Genomic DNA, 17,088 nt, shown 5'->3' with positions numbered 1-17,088 from the left:
GGGGTGGTGCTTAGTTGCGGCGGTTCGGGGGCCGGTTGTCCCTCGGCGCGGTGTGGCTGGCGCTCGCGCCGTGCGTCGGGGCCTGGTCCGGGCGGGGCACCCGCTCGGCCTGCCGGTACTCAACGCCCGGTTCCGGGGCCACCGGCGCACCGGTCTCGGTGTCGACGGTGTACGCCTCCCGGATCTCCTGAGCGGTGAGCGGTCGAAGCCAGAAGTTCCGGACCCTCCAGCCGCGTACGAACTCCGACCCGTCGGGGCTGAAGGTGCGCACGACCAGTCCACCGGTGCCGCACCCGACCATGGCTGCCGCGATCACTGCGCAGACGCGCATGGATGCGGTCTCGTTGATGATCAGGGCGTCACCGATCACCGTGAGTTCCTGGCCTTCGGTGAGGTCACCGTGCGGCGTGCTGGCGCTGGCCACCATGTGGTGCGTCCCGTCGCCAAGAACGGCGTTCAGGAGCGACAGGTACGCGTCGGCGGAGCGGTCGAGCAACGCGTGTGCCGTGTCGGCGGCGGTGCGCGTCGCCTCGTCGGTCCCGTCCTCGCTGACGTGGTCGGGTGTCGGTTCTTCACATAGTTGAGACATGCTAATCGCTGTGACCTGCTAGATCTCAACTGCACTCACAGAAACTGAGGTTGAGCTGCCTGCCTCGCTGACCTGCTCTGATGGGATGCAAGGGCTCTTGCGGCCTTCGGTGGCAAGCCTGTGACCTGGGGTGCCGCATCTCTATCGAGAATGTCTCAACTTCACGGATAATTACTTGGGATTGAGGTCTCTGAGGCGTGAAGAAGTTGATCTTGGATTGAGGGGGTGGGGCGTCGCTCTGCGAGGGGTGGCTGGAGTCGAGGGGCAAGCCAGCGTTCGTCAGAGTGCGTCCGCAGCGGAGCGCCTGCTGTCGCCCGGAAGCCGGGCGGGGTGGCGTTGCAGAAGTGGGGGCGGCTGGCTATCCAACCGTCCTGCTGGCGCTGTCGGTTTTAGGGTGGCTGCAGCAGTTGGCCCCGAGCCCAGGGAGAGCACGTTGACGCAGCGGCACCAGTTCCCCTGGCAGCGGCGGGTGTTCTTGCTGGAGGAGCCGCCCGCTCAGGGTCGCTATGGATGGCCGCCCAGCGACGCCGAGGCCGGTGTGCTGCTGGCCCAGGAGCGGGCCACCGCGGTCATCGTCCTGCGCGGCGAACGCGGCATGGGCAAGACGTACGCTCTGCGCCAGGAACACGATGCACTGCTGGCCGATGGTGTGCATGCTGCCTGGCTGGAACTGAAACGGTGCACCACGACCCGGCGGGCGCAGAGGCACCTGGAGACAGCCCTGACACCTCCCACCGAGCCGGGGGAGTGGCACGTCCTCCTCGACGGCCTGGACGAGGGCCTCAACGACCTTCCCCTGCTGGACCAGCTCTTGGAGGAGGCGATCGAGGACGTACCTGAGGCGGACCGTGCGAGGCTTCGGCTGCGGATCACCTGCCGCAGTGCACGCTGGCCGGCCCGGTTCGAAGAAGCCCTGCGTGGAAGCTGGCAACCCGATCAGATAAAGATCATGGGTCTGGCCCCCCTCGGCCCAGACGACGTAGTCGTCGCGGCCGAGGGGGTCGGCGTGGCGGATCCCGATGCTCTGCTCGAGTCGATCCAGCAGCAGGGGCTGGTCGCGCTGGCCACCCATCCGGTCACCCTGTTGCAGCTCCTTGACAGCTATGTCGTTCACGCCCGCCTGCCAGCGACAGTGCACGACGCCTACCTTCAGGCGTGCCTGCGTCTGTGTACCGAGCACCGCCGCTCCAACGACCCGAGCCAGCTGCAGGCGCAGACGTCCCCCGAACACCTGCTGGCCGTCGCGGCCCGGCTTGCCGCCACGATGCAGTTCGCGTCGTATACGGCGGTGACCGAGGCTCCCTTCACCGACAACTCCGCTACGCAGACAGACCTGCGGCTGTCACGGCTCGACGGCTCCGACGAACCCGGGCACCTGGGTGGCCGCGTTCCGTGCACCCTGTGGGACCTGCGTCAGGTGACTGAGTCAAGCCTGCTGGTCCCGACCGGTGACCTGCGCTGGGTGTTCGCCCACGACAGCTACCGCGAATTCCTTGCCGCTCACTTCCTGCGCATGCGCAACCTGCCGCCGCAACCACAGCGCCAGCTGCTGTGGATCGGAGACGGCGCGGCTCGCCACATCATCCCCGCCCACCAGGAAGTCGCCGCCTGGCGCGCCACCAGCGATGCCACGCTCTTTGACGACCTGCTGCGCGACGACCCTCTCGTCCTACTCCTGGCCGACCTGCCCAGCCTTCCCGACACCGCGCGGGAGCGCACGGTTGACGCTCTGTTCGCCCTGCTGGAACGGGATGACACGGTACGCCTCGACCACAGCCTGCTGCACCGCCTCAACCACACCGGCCTAGCCGACCAATTGCGCCCCCGCCTGCAGGAGGCCAGCGCGGACCATCTGCTGTATGCGGCCCTGAGCATCGCCCGGGCTTGCCCGTGCCCCGAGCTGGCCGACGACCTGCTGGTGGTAGCCGAAGACGCCCGCCACGGCACGGGCGTGCGCACCGCGGCCCTGGCCGGTGTCACCGAGCCCACCCCGGACACCCTCACCCGGATCGCGGGCCTGACCCAGGACGCCTCGCCCGAGGTGATTGCAGCGGCACTGCGCCACCTCTATCCCGGCCACCTCACTGTGGCCGACTACCTCGACCGCATCCGCGACCCGGACCCCGCCTATGTGGGAGCAGCCTTCTTCCTGCGCCGCGAGGCTTCGACACAACTCGATGCATCCACCATCGTTGAAGCAACCGGATGGGCCGGGCGTGCCCTGAAGGCGGGAGACGCCCAAGGCGCCAGCCCCGGTCTGGCCCTGGCCGTGCTGACCCGCGCGGTCACCCTCAACGAGGACACCCCCGCCCTCGACCTGGTGGACCTCATCAGTGAGGGACTCCTCGGCCTGGCCGGACACGAGGACCTCCTGCACAGCTCAGCCCTGCAAACCGCCCTTGAGGATCTGGCCCAGGCGTTGGACGGCTGCCCCCATACCCGCCGCCTGCTCGCCCGCCGTCTCCTCCAGCACGGCGATGACGATCCCTTCTACCTTCTCCTGGCCGCTATCCCCGGCGGCTCCTTCCTGCCCTCCACGGATCTGCTGTACTGGATGGAGCACTGGGACCAGCTCACCCCCCTCGATCCGGACCGCGCCCAGCAGGCTGTCCGGTTCGTGCCTCCCGAAGAGCCTGAGACCACGGCACGCGCCGAAGCTGCGCGCCGCGCCCACCCCACGCTCGCCGCTGCCACCGCGTTCTGGGACACCTACCGGCACAACCAGCAAGAACGCGAGACACAGGCCGAAACGCAACGGCAGCAACGCCGCTTCGACCCCGTCGCCTTGAACACGGCTCTTGACGAGGTCCGCGCCGCCCGCGGCCCGAACGTCCTGACCGCATGGGACCAACTCCTGCGCTGCCTGCGGCGCACACCGGACGGCACACCACCAGCGCGGCAATTGACGGGCATACTCACCCTCGCCGCCCAGGCGCCCTCACGCCCTGCCACCGGCACCGGCCCCGCCCGGCGCCTTGACGAGGCGGCCGTCCACCTCCTGACCGAACTCCCCCCGCTGACCGCCCCCCACTTCCGGCCAGGCACAACCACCCGCCCGCCGTATGCAGAACTCACCGCCTTCGCCCTCGTCGACAACCCGGCAGCGCTGCGCGGCGACCCCGCGCACTGGGCCGGCTGGGCCATCGCCCTCGCCAGCCACACCGTCTACGAGGCCGACGACCGCGACATCCAGCACACCTGGCTCCAACTGGCAGTTCCGCGCGCCGGAAACCAGCTGCCCCCGCTGCTGCTGGACGCCCTCGACCACGCCTCAGAACAGACCATCCGCGACCTGGCCGGCGCCCTGGGACAAGACCCCTCCCTGGAGCTCAGACCCCTCCTGCACACCTGGGCTCTGCACCGCGACCGCAGCCCCGAGCAGTGGTACGCAGTCCTTGACGAACTCGACGCAGCCGACGACCCCGACGCCCTCGGCCACCTGATACACGCCCTGGACACCGACCCGAGCGGGCACGAGCCCGGCTCGCCACTACGGCAACGATGGCTGTTCGCCGCCCGCGCGCTGCTTCGCCACGACATCCTTCCTGAGCACTGGCCCGCTCTGCGCCGCGGCCTGGGCGACCCCGCGGTCCTCAAGGAGTACGGCGAACTGCTGGCCGGCCTGACAACCGGGCCCGACACCTGGCCCTTCGACCACCTCGACGAAGACGCCCTTGCCGACCTCTACACCCTCTTGCTGGAGGACGTCGGCGTCGAACGCCTGCAGCGGCCCTTGCGCAGCGGCTTCATCCAGGAAGAAGACCGCCTCGTCGACCTGCTGCGCCACCTGCCGCTCAGCCTCGCCTCCTGCGGAACGCACACCGCGGCAGCCGCCCTGCACCGGCTCGCTCAGGCGTATCCGCAGGTGTGGCAACTGCGCATGCTAGCCCGCGACACCGCCCGCACGGCAGCAGACCACAGCCTCCGGCCCCTCGAACCAGAACAGCTCATCCGGCTCGCCACCGACCACCAGGCACGCCTCGTCCGCGATGCACGCCAACTCCTGGACCTGGTACGTGAATCCCTGGCCGCCATGGAGGAAGATCTGCAGGGCTACAACGGAACGGCCGTCACCCTCTGGAACCGCAACCAGCACCGCTTCACCTCCAGCACCCAGTGCTGGCCCTGCTGGGAAGACGACCTCAGCGACGCCGTCGCCTCCTTCCTGCGCCGCGACATCGGCGGCCACCGCGTCGTCGTCAACCGGGAAGTCCAGGTGCGACGCGACGGCCTGCCGGGCCTGCGCACCGACGTCCAGATCGAAGCCCCCGCTTCCCCCGACACCGGCCAGCACACTCTCAGAGTCATCATCGAGGCCAAAGGATGCTGGAACCCCGAGCTGCCCACCACCGCCCGAACCCAGCTGCGTGCCTACCTGAGTGAACCTGACACCGCGGGCCTGCTCCTGGTCGGCTACTTCAACTGCACGCGCTGGAACACCAAGAAGCGCAGCTGTCCCGCGACCAACCACGACATCGACGACGTCCGTCGCGAGCAACATGGGCAGGTGCGTCAACTGACCCACGAGGGCAGGCTGTTGGCCGCAGCGCACGTATTGGACTGCCGACTGCCCGATGAGGACAGCGACTGGCGCAAAACCGCCGACGAGCCGACGTAAGCAGCCGCTGACCTCAGCCGTCGCGGCTGCCTGCAGGGCCGACACTCCGGTTAGGGGTATCGGGACGTGCGCGCAACTACCCCGTTCCTGGCTGGTTGGCCACCAGGCAGTGGGCAGGATCAGATGCGCATCCGGGGCTGCACAGGCAACTCCAGATCGGTGGGACAACCGTGAGACATGGGGGAGTGCGCTGGTTGGCGCGGAGGAACGCGGCTGACAGCATCACGTGTATGCACCCACCGGTAGCCCAAAGGCTATGGGTGCAGGGCCCGTTGGATGTTCCGAAGGGAGTGCTCATGCCTGTGCGTCAACGCAGTGCCGCTCTGCTGCTGTCACTCGTGCCGTCGTGGCCCTGGTGGCCAGCGGTCACGGTCATCGTCATCTTGATCATCATGTTTCCTGGTCTGGCGCCCCAGGCCGCAGCCACGTCCGCCGTGCTGGCCGAGATAGCGCTGCGGCTGCGTCCGCAACCGTGTCCGCCTGCCGGCCCCGGCCGGTCGCGCCGGCCGGTCCGAAGGGGACACTGCTGTGGCGCGGTCTGAGGCTCCAGTCACAGCTTGCCGGGCCTCCCTGCACGCCCTGGCCTCCTGGCTCCGCCTGCAGCGTGCACAGTCGGGGCTCAGCCTGGCCCAGCTATCGCAGCACACCATCGTCAGCAAAGCCACCCTCAGCCGAGCCGCATCCGGACACGGCATCCCCACCCTGTCCACCGTGCGGGCCTATGCGCGGGCCTGCGGCGCCAGTGAGGACGAAGCTGAACGACTGTGGAAGCAGGCCCGCTACGAAGAACGCAGCCCGCAAGGTGAAGCCACCCAGCTCATCCACCTGGACTACGTCAACACCTACGCCGACCTCCATGCACACCTCCTGGAGGTGTACCGCCGCGACGGGAGCCGCCCCTACCGCGCCCTCGAGCAGCAAGCGGGCGGAAACGGCCATCTGGCGCGCACCACCATCTGCCGGGTCCTGACCCGCAAGACCAGACCACGTCGGGACTTCGTCCTTGCCTTCGCCCGCGCCTGCGGTGTCACTGGCAACGTCATACTGCAGGCCTGGGCACATGCCTGGGAGCGTGCTGAAGCCGCACGTCGGCACACCACCGCGGGATCCGCGCGGCAGGACGGACGCAGCCTAGAGCCGACCGAGGGGGAGGCTCGTGTCTCGGGCAGCGGTCTGAAGGCCCCCGAACTGCTGCTGACACCTGCCCTTGCCAGGCTGGTGCCGTCCTCCGCCATGCCCGCTGACCGCGGGGCGCAGGGTGGTGTGCCGTGTGAAGGCTGCGGCGCAGGTATCACCACCTTCTCGGATGTCGCCGTCCAGATGGGGTCGCTGGTGTGGTGCGTGACCTGCGGACACGTCGCCAGGCCGCATGGCCGCCAGCCCCACCTGGTCCTGGAACTGGGGGCGAAGCACACACCTCGACCCCCTCACACCGCTCAGGCTGTGGTGCCCTGAACTGCCACAGCCGCTGCGTCCGACCCGCCGACCGGTCGCAGCCCACCAGCGCCGGCCGCCGGGACTGACAGTCGCTGTGTGCTGTCACGGGCTCAAAGGGGCCGGGATCCGGGAAAGTCTCACGGCTGGGCCCAGCGCCCCTTGACCCCCGGAGCACTCCCGCCTCGGCAGACGATCGCCCGGTGTCAGACAACAGACCCGCGCAACCCGGCCGGCTCGGGTAGGCAGCAGCATGAGCGTCGGACGCATCACCGTCGGCGGTGCTGCCGCCGGCGCCACCACCGGCGAAGACTGCGGGCCGGCCCACGCCACGCTTCGATGAACTCCTCGATGTCGCGTGCCAGCTTCGCGCCATGAGTGAGAGCGATGCTGAGAAAACCGAACAGCGCCAGCACACCGATCGTGACCTCGTCCATCCGTCCAGTCCTTTCAACAAGGCCGGACAGAACGGGCGCGCTCAGTCCGGCCACCAACAGGTGACGAACCGAGATGGGTGCAGTTCCTTTGAAGGGAAGGGTTGGGGCGGGCCAGGGTCACCCGCCCTTGATCATCGAGTTGCCCTCTCGCGTTGCTCAAGCCACTCGAGGTACCAGCTGCGGAAGGTGTGACGGTTTCCGTTTGCATCGACGTACGGCTCGAAGGGCGGGTTGACCGCGCAGTCCCGGTCGCGGAGTTCCCCGCGGTGCGGGCCGACGACGATGAGCCAGCCGGTCATCCCGCATCCGTTGTCGCTGATATGGATCGCACCCCGCCCGCGTTCCAGGTGCCAGACCCCGTCGCCGGCATCGCCGAAGACCTTGCGGTAGTCGTCCAGATAGTCGTCGTCTTCGTCACGGGTGGTTGGTTCGTACCCGGCGGCGCGAAGGGTCGCTATCTGCTGGTCGGCCCAGTCTTCCGTCTCGACGAACGGCCCACTGGGGTCCAGCAGCCAGGGATGGTCCTCGTCGTCCTCCCAGACCCATCCCCACTTGCCGTCGATTCGGCGCAACGACGTGAGCTCGAGTGCCGGTCCGGGGCCGCCGGCTCCGACCTCCGCCAGGAATGTGCGGTACTCGTCGGGGAGCGCGACACCGAACTGTGCTTCGACCTCGGCGATCTCGGCGGGAGTCAGGGCAGGTTCGAACGTCGGGTATCGAGACGGCCCACGGCCACGGGCTCGATGCTCGGCCTCCTCCACTGCGATGACGCGTTCCCGAACTCCCGACCAGTGCACGTGCGTGTTCACGGCTCTCCTATCGACGGCGAGCACGGACATTAGTCCCTGCCGCCGACATCCGACCTCCGTCTGGGCTGTGTTCGTGGCCGCTCGTCTCTACCGTGGTGGTGGAGGAGGGGTGGCAGATGGGCTCGCTGTTTGAGGAGTTGGAAGCCCGCGAGGCAGCGGCTCGGGCTCGGGTGGAAGAGCTGGAAGCCGAGCTTGCTGAGCTGTCCGGGAAGCTGGAGCTGGCCCGTGAGAGCCTGAAGCGCCTGCGGATCACACGCGAAACGGTCACCGAGGTTCTCGCGGAGATGGAGCCTGAGATGCCCGTGGTGGCAGACGCCGGACCGTCGCGGTCGGGTGAGCGGGTGGTGTCAGCGTATGCGGGGGCCGAGCGGCAGGTCATCGGGGTGCTGACCGTGCCGAACTGGCAACCCGGCATGATGCCGGACGTGCTGCCGTCGGCGTACCGCGACATCGCGGAGGTGGTGGCCGATGCACCGGGGCCGATCCGCGCCAAGCAGATCGTGCCGAGGATCGGGCTGCCGGCCGAGACCGGGAAGATCGAGGGCACCCGGTCGAAGCTCAAGCGGCTGGTGGAGCGAGGCTGGCTCGACGAAGAGGCCCCCGGGTTGTTCACCCCGGCCCGCCGCCGGACGGCTGCCCCACCCAACTCCCGCTGACAGCAGAGCTCTTCCGCCTACATTCGAAGGTGCGACCCATATCGGATGCAGGATCAGGAAGAGCCCAGGAGATGACACCGTACGACACTCATGCCACCACTGACCCCTTTGCCCGCTCCATAAGCGCCTTCGAATCGCTGATGCACACCCTGTCGGGCGGCGATGCGAGCGAGTGGACCCACGCCGAGCTGGAAGAACACCTCGACGCGGGCGGGCGGGAACTGTTACGGCAGCTGCTGCAGGACCACCTTGACCTACGCGCGCGGCGGGAAGAGCAACAGATCCGTGTCAGTGGCAGACCTGTGGTGATGGGGCCGGAAGGACAGCTGCGGCCCTGGCGGGAGACGGAGCACTCGCGCTGGCTGGCCAGCGTGTTCGGGCTGGTCCGCGTCACCCGGGTCGCCCACCGAGGCCCCGGCGTCTGCAACGTCCACCCCACCGACGCGGCGCTGTCGCTGCCGGCGGGCCGGCACTCGATGGGCCTGCGCCGACTCGCGGTCACCGAATCCGTGCGCGGGTCGTTCGACCAAGCCCAGCAGGCGGTCGAGCGCCGCTGCGGGAAGGTGCTGGGCAAACGCCGACTCGAAGAACTGGTGGTCGCGGCCGCGGTCGACACCGACGACTTCTACCGCGCCAGGATCCCGGTCCCCTGCAGCAGACAGATGCCGCTGGTCGTCCAGGTCGACAGCAAGGGCGTGGTCATGCGGCCCGAGGACCTGCGCGAGGCCACCCGCCGGGCCGCCGCGAAAGCCGCAGGCGGCCATCGCGCGCGGCTCGCGCCGGGCGAGAAGCCGAACCGGAAGCGGATGGCCACCGTGGCCTGCGTCTTCGATATCCGGCCCGCGCCGAGGCGCCCTCACGACGTGATCCACCCGCCCGGCGGTCGAAGCGGCGAGCGCCGGGCCCGCCCCGGGCCGAAGGCCGAGAGCAAGTGGTGCACCGCCTCCCTGATCCGCCCGCCCGAACAGGTCATCGCCGACGCGTTCGACCACGCCCAGGCCCGCGACCCGAAGCACCTGCGGCCCCGGATCGTCCTGGTCGACGGCGCCCGCCACCAGCTCGACCTGATCAGCGCCGAGACCAGCCGACGCAACGTCACGGTCCACGTGCTGCTGGACTTCGTCCACGTTGCCGAGTACGTCTGGGCGGCCGCCCACGCCTTCCACAAACCCGGCACCCCCGAGGCAGAAACCTGGGCCGCCGACCACCTGACCGCGATCCTCGCAGGCCAGGCCGCCCGCACAGCCCAAGAGATGACCGCTCAAGCCCACCAGGAAGGACTGTCAGCCGCCCGCCGAGAGGCCGTCGACGTCTGCCACCGCTACCTGGTCGGCCACCTCGACCAACTTCGCTACGACACCGCCCTCGACAACGGGTGGCCAATCGCCACCGGCGCGGTCGAGGGCGCCTGCCGCCACCTGATCGGCGACCGCCTCGACATCACCGGAGCCCGCTGGGGCCTGCCCGGAGCCGAAGCCATCCTGCGACTCCGCACTCTCGTCTCCAACGGCGACTTCGACGCCTACTGGCGGTTCCATCTCGCCCGCGAGCACGAGCGCCTCTATCCCGCCCCCAAGCAGGCGACTTACACCCTCACCGCTTGACCGCGACCTTCACTCGAAACGAACCACACCCAACCGAGATCGCGCCGGTGCAGCGACTCAGGGTGGTGTCTCCGGCTGCAGGCCGGGCCGAGCAGGGGGTGTTCCTTCGCTTCGGGTTGCGCAGGCCTGACGGTTGCTCTCCGCAGGAGGGGTGAGGCAAATGTGTGGCCGCCACCGGACGGTCCACCATGGGCCCCCACCGCCAACGCCCCGAGGGGCGTCCACTGCCACCGGGCTGCCGCCCGGCCGTCCAGACATTAGCGCCAACTAGACCGGAGCACAGCGGAATTGCCCAGTCAGGCGAGGATTCCTTGCTGTCCACCCCTGCACATGCGCAACCACAGCGCCAGCTCCTCTAGATCGGCGACGGCGAGGCCTGCCACATCGTCCCCGCCCACCAGGAAGTCGCCGCCTGGCAGGCCACCAGCGACGCCACCCTCTTTGATGACCTGCTGCGCGACGATCCCCTCATCCTGCTCCTGGCCGACCTGCCCAGCCTGCCCGACACCGCACGGGAGTACACAGCGGATCAGTATCGAGCGCTGGTGGTGACGGTCCGGGAGGCCTGACGCTGTCCAGGGGCGCCCGCGTAGGCTGATGAGGCCCCGAGACCGGAGGTTGAAATGACCGCTGAGCCCCTCGGTCCCGCCACGGGGCCGGTCGACCGGCCCCGTACCGTCGGCGCGATCCGCCGCGCACTGCCGCCTGAGCTGCGCGACCGCTTCCAGACTGCCCTGGACGATGCGGACGCAGCGGATCTCTCTGGGCTGGTCGCGCAGTGGGCGGCGGTCGCACAGACGGCCGCCGATGCGGGCGCGGATACGGCGGCTCGCGCCGTCCGCTCCGGGACTGCGGCCACGTACGAGATCGGCGACATCTTCCCCGCGCTAGCCGGGAGACTGTGAGCACGCGTCGATGTCGGATGGTCTTCACGGACGGCGCCCGGGAGGCCCTGCGCGAGCTGGAGGCGCGGAGCGTCTGGTGAACATCAGCCCGGGTGCGCTGTCGCGGGAGGGGGTGACGCCTTGTCCGCTCTGCTGGAACGCGATGGGACGGTAAGCCTCGACCACAACTGGCTGCACCGCCTCAACCACACCGGACTGGCCGAGCAGTTGAGCCCTTGCCTGTAGGAGGTCGGCATGGACACCCCGGATGGTCAAGCGTTACGTGCATGCACCGACACCGACCAACTCGGTGACGATGGGCCGGGGGCCGCTCGCCCACCGCTCGTTCACGGCCGTGTTGACTGCGGAGAGGGTGTCTTTTGCCCAGGCTCTCTTACTGGTGGCGAGAACGATCTCATCCGCGCTCAGGAGCTGGGCCGCTCGCACGAGTCTGGCGGCTGCTTCCTGGGTGCCGTTGCTGGCTTTGAGAGTGTGGTTGGACTTGGCCTCCCCGATGATGACCCGCCCGTTGACGATCAGGCACAGGTCGAGTTCGACGGATCCTTCGGCGTCAGAGACAACAAGTTCGGGAGACCACAGCATGGAATATGAGTTCTGCCGCAGCCGCTGGGCTGCGAGGAGCGGGACGTCACCGTGCTGCTGGAGAAGATCCTGCACGACATGGTCGAGCGCGTAGTACCAGTGGGGCTCGGCGTCTCTCGCATACCACCGGCCCCGCGTCAGGGGGCTGGCGTGCCCGCAGGCCTCGCAGTCGAAGGCGGGCCCGACCAGGTCGATGCGGTAGAAGGCCTCGTAACGGCAGCGTGCGCAGTTGAGGAGCAGCCCGCGGCGCAGCACCTTGGCAATCAGGAGTCGGTCCACGAGATCACGGGCTGCATCGAAGGTGTCATCGCCCAGTGTCGTTTGGATATCCTCCAGCGCCACGTAGCCGTTGCCGCGGATGGCGTAGCCAGGCTCGTATGCCCCGTCCCGCTTCTTGGGCGGCGGAAGGAAGGCATTGAGGACATTACGTGTCGGCCCACTCAGATCAGCTGCTAGGGCGTCGGGCGAGCCCCACATCTCCACCGCGATGGCAGCCCGCACTCCCGCGCTTGAGCGCTCCACCGTAGCGCCTCGCGAACTGGCGAGCTCCTCGAACACCCGGTCCGCCGACGGAAAATGCAGCAGCGGCCGGGCATAGGGGTTGGCGGGCGTTGAGAAGCCCATGTTCGCGGAGATGAACGAGACAGCATGCCGTGCCGCACGTGTGACGGTGTCGGGGATGCCCGTGGTCTTCTGCGTGAGGCATGAGTCAGAAATCGCCGTGCGCGCTGGGAGGGTGTGGAAGGGAAGCTGCACATCGATGTACCAGTGCAGTTCTGCTCCGAGGTGAGCAGCGGCTTGGGCCTCGGGCAGTTGCAGAGGCATCAGCAGTGAAACGCTTCCGCCTTCCTGGCTTGTCGGAACTTGCTGCGAGATCTGGTAGGCGTCTGGGTCGGCGAACAGCGTCATCCCGTCGTACGCGGCGAGTTCCGCAAGGGTGACGGCCTTGACTTGCCGGACGCTCAACGGCGCCGGCGGCCCGTCGTCGACGCACATGGTCATGGCAGCGAACGGACGGTTGAAGTCCTCTGCCAACGCTTGCAGGTCGCTCTGGGACTGGCTGGCGCTCGCCAGCAGGATGGGCAACTTGCCGCCATGTCCCACGCCCTGGAAGGTGCTCAGGGCTACCTTGACTGCCCTGGTGAAGGGTCCGCCGTCGGACAGCAGACGGGGCGGGATCCAGACGGCGTGCTGGTAGAGGCGGTCACACAGCATGGCCAGGGCGTGGTCTTCTGCCGTCTCGCCCACAATCCAGACGATAGGCGTCGGAAGGGCGAGTTCTGCTTCGATGGTCCAGCGCGCAGAGTGAGCGAACGGGGTGGAGCCACTGAACTCGCTGGCCGTCAGCCCGTCGGTGGGCACACCGCCGGCGGCACGGCGATAGCGATCTGCCAGATCCCAGTCGGCTCGTGGCTTGCCGGTGACGGCCAGATGGATGATCGCGGGCAGATCCTCTACGTCGACCGGGAGTTCCACGGTGTTCAGGTGCGTCCGGGCGTGCGGGTGAACAGCGCCGATGCGGGACTCCACCATCAAGGCCACCGCCGGGTCCACACCGGACAGGTCAAGCGTGACCACCGGCTCGCCGGGTTGCGCAGGCACAGTCGCCAAGCTCCTACGGGAGGTGCCCGCATGCACCATATGATGGACGCTTTGGGCGGTGAACCGTTGCTGTCCCTGGCCCACCCCTTTGAACGGAGAACACCAGGCGTCCACCTGGCTCGCGAGCCCTTCCCACCCGGGAGTCGGAAGCGACTGGGAACTCAGGCGCCGCCACGCGGCATCAGGGGCCTCGTCCGGAAGCGCGTACCGGGTGACCATACGGCTTATCACTGAAGGGTCCATGTGCGCCGCGTCGGCCAACGTCGGCAGCAGTCCGGCCACATGGTCAGGATCGTAGAGCCGCAGCAAAGGCAGCAGAGCGTCAGCAGCCTGCACCTGCCCGGACGCCTCCGCCACCGGCAGCAGGACGGCCCCCGCTCCTCCCCACACCCGGGAGACCCCGGCGACGGCCTTCCGCGCCATGTGCACCCAGTCGCTCATGGTGTGGTAGGCCAGAGCGAAACGCGGGGCACGCAGCCGAATGCCCACCGGCTGGTACTGCGTTTGCTGCATTGTCGTCCCCGCATCTCGCCATTGGCGGAACAGCTGCTGTCACGAGCTCCCGCCGAAATGCTGTCCTGGCAGGCCGGATCATTACACATCCACCCGTCCCGGCTGTTCGGACAGACAGGCCCACAGCATGCCAGCCGAGTGCCGGCTTCACCGGCCAAACAGTCGGGCGCGCCAGGAACAGGACTACGGGCTGCAGTAGACGACGAAGGCGCCCTTGGTCACTGCCTTGACCCAGGAGCGGGCCCCGGCCAGCAGGAGCTGCTGCTCGCTGCTGCATGCGGCCGCCGACAAGCCAGGCTGGGCGATGACGGTGTTGATGTGGGGGCGCAACTGAGGTGCGCGTTCCCGGATGCGGTACAGCTCGTCGATGCTGCCGATCAGGTACGGGCTTTGTCCCGGATTACGGCCGGCCCACTTCACGGCACGGTTGTACAGGGTCCGCAGCAATGCCTCGACGCCGTACTCACGCCACTTCGCACCACGCACGGCCTGGCCGCACACCTCGTACAGGTCGGCGACGCGGCGGCCGGGTGTGGGCTCGTGGGAGTACTTGCAGTGCACGAGGGTGATGGTGATGTCCGTCTTGTCCGCGGAGATGCCGACGAGGTCGGCCACTTCGTTGGCCCCGTCGTCGTCGAGCAGGACGTCGAAGTGCTGCTGTCCACTCAGGTGGAGAGACATGTAGTGCTGCACAGAGTGCGCCAGCCGCTGCGGTCCCATCGACTCGACCTGGATGTCGACTCCGTTCCACTCCAGCACGCTCAGCAGGGACAGGTCGAAGGGCGGCAGGTCGGTGCGCGGCGCGAGCAGACGGTCGTCAGGGGCCAGCACGCGGTCGCCGGCGAAGAACAGATATGGCTTGTGCTTGTTGATCTATTCGGCGGCCGGGATGAGGGTGCGCTGGTAGCGCACGAGGGCGTCCTCCCCGAGGGGGGAGTAGGTGAGCCCCTGGTCGGTGAACTCGGCGCTGTAGGGGACCTCCCAGTCCGGGGAGAGGAGAGAAAACAGGAGCGGCCCTTCGGCGGCGAAGTCGTCCACGCGGAAGCCGACATCGGCGACGGGGTGGGACCGCTCGTTGTACGTGAAGGGTGGGCCCTCCCCGAGACCGGCGCGCCACTGCCAGGGCCATTCCAGGCCGAGCAGCGGGAACGGCGGGCGCTCGGTCTGCTCGACGGGAATGATGAAGCCGGCCATCACATGCTCGAGGTCCACGCTCGAGTCGAGGATCTGTTCGTCGCACCACGTCATCCACGCCAGCAGGTTCGGGGCCGTGCGCGGGGACCAGAAGCGGCCCGACAGAGCCGCACAGATGGTGACCTTGGTGCCGTCATCGAGGCCCGAGGCGACGATGTGGGTCTGGCTGCGGTTCTTGCGGGCCGCCGCGTCGAGGGCCTCGTAGACGTCGCTGCCCACCAGGAGCGAGAAGCGGTTGAAATGGTCATGGGAGTCCAGCAGACCAACGTTGGTGGCCACCACACGGTCCAGGCCGGCGAACACCCGGAATGTGTCGAGTCCCTTGACGGGCTGGCTGTCCCCGCCCAGGACCGCCCTGGCCAGCTCCGAGTAGTCGCCCCGCTTGTGAGAGCCGTAGACGTACAGCAGCCTGCGCGTGTCGTCGAAGTACATGACGACCAGTTCGTAGAGGACCTGCTCCAGAAACTGCGGGGCGCCCCAGTCCACCAGGGTGCGATGCTCCACGACGAACCAAGCGATGCGGCCGTCGGCTCCGGTGGCGACGCTCTGCCCGAGCACCCGCTCCTCCCCGTAGCGGCCGATGGCGGCCTGCGGGTCCCATTCGCCCGACGGAGCACGGTGCAGCACGGCACTCATCTTCGGTTCCAGGACACTGACCGCCATGCCTTCCGGAACGTTCGAGAAGGAGGCATCGAACTCGCTGAGCTCTTCGCTGCGGGCCGAGCTCTGCTCGGTGATGTCCTGCAGAACCAGATTCCAGTCCGCGTCCTCCTTCAGCAGGTCACGCAGCGGAGACAACGCCGCCTCAGGATCACGGGCCACGAACACCGACGCGGTGCCGATCCGGCCGGACGCGGTCGACGCACCGCGGGTGAACCGCCCGATGAACTGGATCATCGGGCTGAGGCTCTTCTTGACGTCGTGCACCGCCGCGACCTTCAGCTCGGGCATGTCGAAGCCCTCGCCGAGCATGTTCACACACACCACGATGCGGCAGCTGCGATCCCGCATCCCCGCCAGCGCTTCCGCGCGCGCCGGCGACGCCAACCCGTCATACAGCGCCACCGGACCAAGATCGGGCGCCACCTCCCGATACAGCGCACAGACCTCCAGGGCCCGCCTGACGGTGTTGACTCGCGCCATCAGCAGATGATCAAGCCCGGCGGCCAGATCGTCGCGCAGCCGCTGCACCGCCAGCTCCGCGACCTTGCGGTCGTTGCCCTCCAGGCTCAGCACCGTCCGGTAGTCGATGGGGGTGAAATACCCCTCCTGCTGGGCCTGGCGCAGCGGGTAGCGGAAGATCGTCCTCCCGGGAATCTTCCTGCCGTCCTCCCGGAACGGCGTCGCGGTGAACAGCAGTACCTTCCGGTTCTCGAACCGCCGGATCACACTCGACCAGGTCGAGGCCGGCGCGTGGTGGGCCTCATCGACGATCAGGTGGCTGAATGCGGACAGCAGCGCCTCCCGCGCCTCCGGCGTGCAGTGGTGCAGCACGTGCGGCGTCGTCACCACGACGTTGCAGGCCGCCGTGAACGCCTTCGCATCGGCCGCGTCGGTGAACCGGCGGGTCACCCGGCCCACACACGGCCGCAGCGCATCGCGGGAGACCACGTCCTGCCGCTGCAGGATGCCCAGCGACTCGAACTTCGCCGCGATCTGGTCCCGCAGCGCGATACTGGGCACCAGCACGAGCAGCCGCTCGGGCCGACAGGCCACGAGCAGGGCCAGCATTGTCTCCGTCTTGCCCGTGCCGGTCGGCATGACCACCAGACCCGGCTCGGGAAGCGTCGAGTACCAGTACCCGATCACCGCGTGCAGGGCCCCGCCCTGCGGCGGCCTCAAGCCACCCTCCCGCACCGCATCGTGCAACTCGATCGCATCCGCATACGACTTGAGCACCGCCTGCGGAGCCAGAAGATCCTGCGGCCCTCTCCAGCTCACCGCCCCCTCACCGCCATCGGGGAGCTCAGCGCTCAACGTCGCCGTCCCCTCCCGGGCGATGTCCCAGCGGCCGAACGAGTTGTGCACGAACCGGCCGTCCGGCCCGTCACAGACCTGCAAATCCCCTGCCGGCACGAGAAGCTGGCGGACCGTATTACCCGCCCACTGCTGCGCAACCGCCCACAGCTGTTCCGTACGCAACCC

11 protein-coding genes are annotated in these 17,088 nt (G+C 68.4%); 5 read left to right on the top strand and 6 right to left on the bottom strand.

The window, feature by feature from the left end:
• Positions 1–10 precede the first annotated feature (10 nt).
• Complete coding sequence (locus B5557_RS00720) at positions 11–589, bottom strand: hypothetical protein (protein WP_079657289.1); 579 nt, start codon at positions 587–589, stop codon at positions 11–13.
• Positions 590–1,022: 433 nt separating this feature from the next.
• On the opposite strand from B5557_RS00720, the gene B5557_RS00715 reads away from it, so the two are divergent.
• Both B5557_RS00715 and B5557_RS00710 read left to right on the top strand, forming a co-directional pair.
• A complete protein-coding gene (locus B5557_RS00715; RefSeq protein ID WP_079657288.1) occupies positions 1,023–5,207 on the top strand; it encodes a hypothetical protein in 4,185 nt (1,394 codons plus the stop codon).
• 528 nt (positions 5,208–5,735) lie between these two features.
• Entirely contained in the window at positions 5,736–6,662 is a 927-nt protein-coding gene (locus B5557_RS00710; RefSeq protein ID WP_107472538.1) for a helix-turn-helix domain-containing protein, read from the top strand.
• A gap of 248 nt (positions 6,663–6,910) precedes the next feature.
• Here the strand turns inward: B5557_RS00710 and B5557_RS43425 are convergent, their stop codons facing one another.
• Both B5557_RS43425 and B5557_RS00705 read right to left on the bottom strand, forming a co-directional pair.
• The gene (locus tag B5557_RS43425; protein WP_159424296.1) at positions 6,911–7,078 is read right to left on the bottom strand and encodes a hypothetical protein; all 168 of its coding nucleotides are present in this window, start codon (positions 7,076–7,078) and stop codon (positions 6,911–6,913) included.
• Positions 7,079–7,209: 131 nt separating this feature from the next.
• Positions 7,210–7,911 carry an SMI1/KNR4 family protein gene (locus B5557_RS00705; protein ID WP_159424295.1) on the bottom strand — a complete coding sequence of 234 codons (702 nt, stop codon included), beginning with the start codon at positions 7,909–7,911 and terminating at the stop codon, positions 7,210–7,212.
• 68 nt (positions 7,912–7,979) lie between these two features.
• Between B5557_RS00705 and B5557_RS00700 the strand changes: the two genes are divergently transcribed.
• The 3 genes from B5557_RS00700 (at position 7,980) to B5557_RS00690 (ending at position 11,052) form a co-directional block, all read left to right on the top strand.
• The gene (locus B5557_RS00700; protein WP_231976185.1) at positions 7,980–8,543 is read left to right on the top strand and encodes a hypothetical protein; all 564 of its coding nucleotides are present in this window, start codon (positions 7,980–7,982) and stop codon (positions 8,541–8,543) included.
• Between the two features lie 71 nt (positions 8,544–8,614).
• Positions 8,615–10,147, top strand: a complete 1,533-nt coding sequence (locus B5557_RS00695; protein WP_079657284.1) for an ISKra4 family transposase — start codon at positions 8,615–8,617, stop codon at positions 10,145–10,147.
• A gap of 623 nt (positions 10,148–10,770) precedes the next feature.
• Positions 10,771–11,052, top strand: a complete 282-nt coding sequence (locus B5557_RS00690; RefSeq protein WP_079657283.1) for a hypothetical protein — start codon at positions 10,771–10,773, stop codon at positions 11,050–11,052.
• 258 nt (positions 11,053–11,310) lie between these two features.
• Here B5557_RS00690 and B5557_RS00685 read toward each other — a convergent pair whose 3' ends face one another.
• The 3 genes from B5557_RS00685 to B5557_RS00680 all read right to left on the bottom strand — a co-directional run bounded on the left by B5557_RS00685 (position 11,311) and on the right by B5557_RS00680 (position 17,019).
• Positions 11,311–13,749, bottom strand: a complete 2,439-nt coding sequence (locus tag B5557_RS00685) for a hypothetical protein (RefSeq protein WP_079657282.1) — start codon at positions 13,747–13,749, stop codon at positions 11,311–11,313.
• Between the two features lie 183 nt (positions 13,750–13,932).
• Positions 13,933–14,580: a hypothetical protein gene (locus B5557_RS44605; RefSeq protein WP_231976184.1), complete on the bottom strand. Its 648-nt coding sequence runs from the start codon at positions 14,578–14,580 to the stop codon at positions 13,933–13,935.
• Between the two features lie 42 nt (positions 14,581–14,622).
• The gene (locus B5557_RS00680) at positions 14,623–17,019 is read right to left on the bottom strand and encodes a DEAD/DEAH box helicase (protein ID WP_231976183.1); all 2,397 of its coding nucleotides are present in this window, start codon (positions 17,017–17,019) and stop codon (positions 14,623–14,625) included.
• Positions 17,020–17,088 lie beyond the last annotated feature (69 nt).

This window comes from Streptomyces sp. 3214.6, assembly GCF_900129855.1.
GTDB lineage: Bacteria > Actinomycetota > Actinomycetes > Streptomycetales > Streptomycetaceae > Streptomyces > Streptomyces soliscabiei.
The sequence above is the reverse complement of the archived record's forward strand: the minus strand, read 5'-3'. Positions and strand labels throughout refer to the sequence as shown.

What these genes read in the sequence shown, in the direction of transcription:
- B5557_RS00720 (WP_079657289.1), bottom strand. Translation starts at nt 589, where the DNA reads ATGTCTCAACTATGTGAAGAACCGACACCCGACCACGTCAGCGAGGAC.
- B5557_RS00690 (WP_079657283.1), top strand. Translation starts at nt 10,771, where the DNA reads ATGACCGCTGAGCCCCTCGGTCCCGCCACGGGGCCGGTCGACCGGCCC.
- B5557_RS43425 (WP_159424296.1), bottom strand. Translation starts at nt 7,078, where the DNA reads ATGGACGAGGTCACGATCGGTGTGCTGGCGCTGTTCGGTTTTCTCAGC.
- B5557_RS00695 (WP_079657284.1), top strand. Translation starts at nt 8,615, where the DNA reads ATGACACCGTACGACACTCATGCCACCACTGACCCCTTTGCCCGCTCC.
- B5557_RS00685 (WP_079657282.1), bottom strand. Translation starts at nt 13,749, where the DNA reads ATGCAGCAAACGCAGTACCAGCCGGTGGGCATTCGGCTGCGTGCCCCG.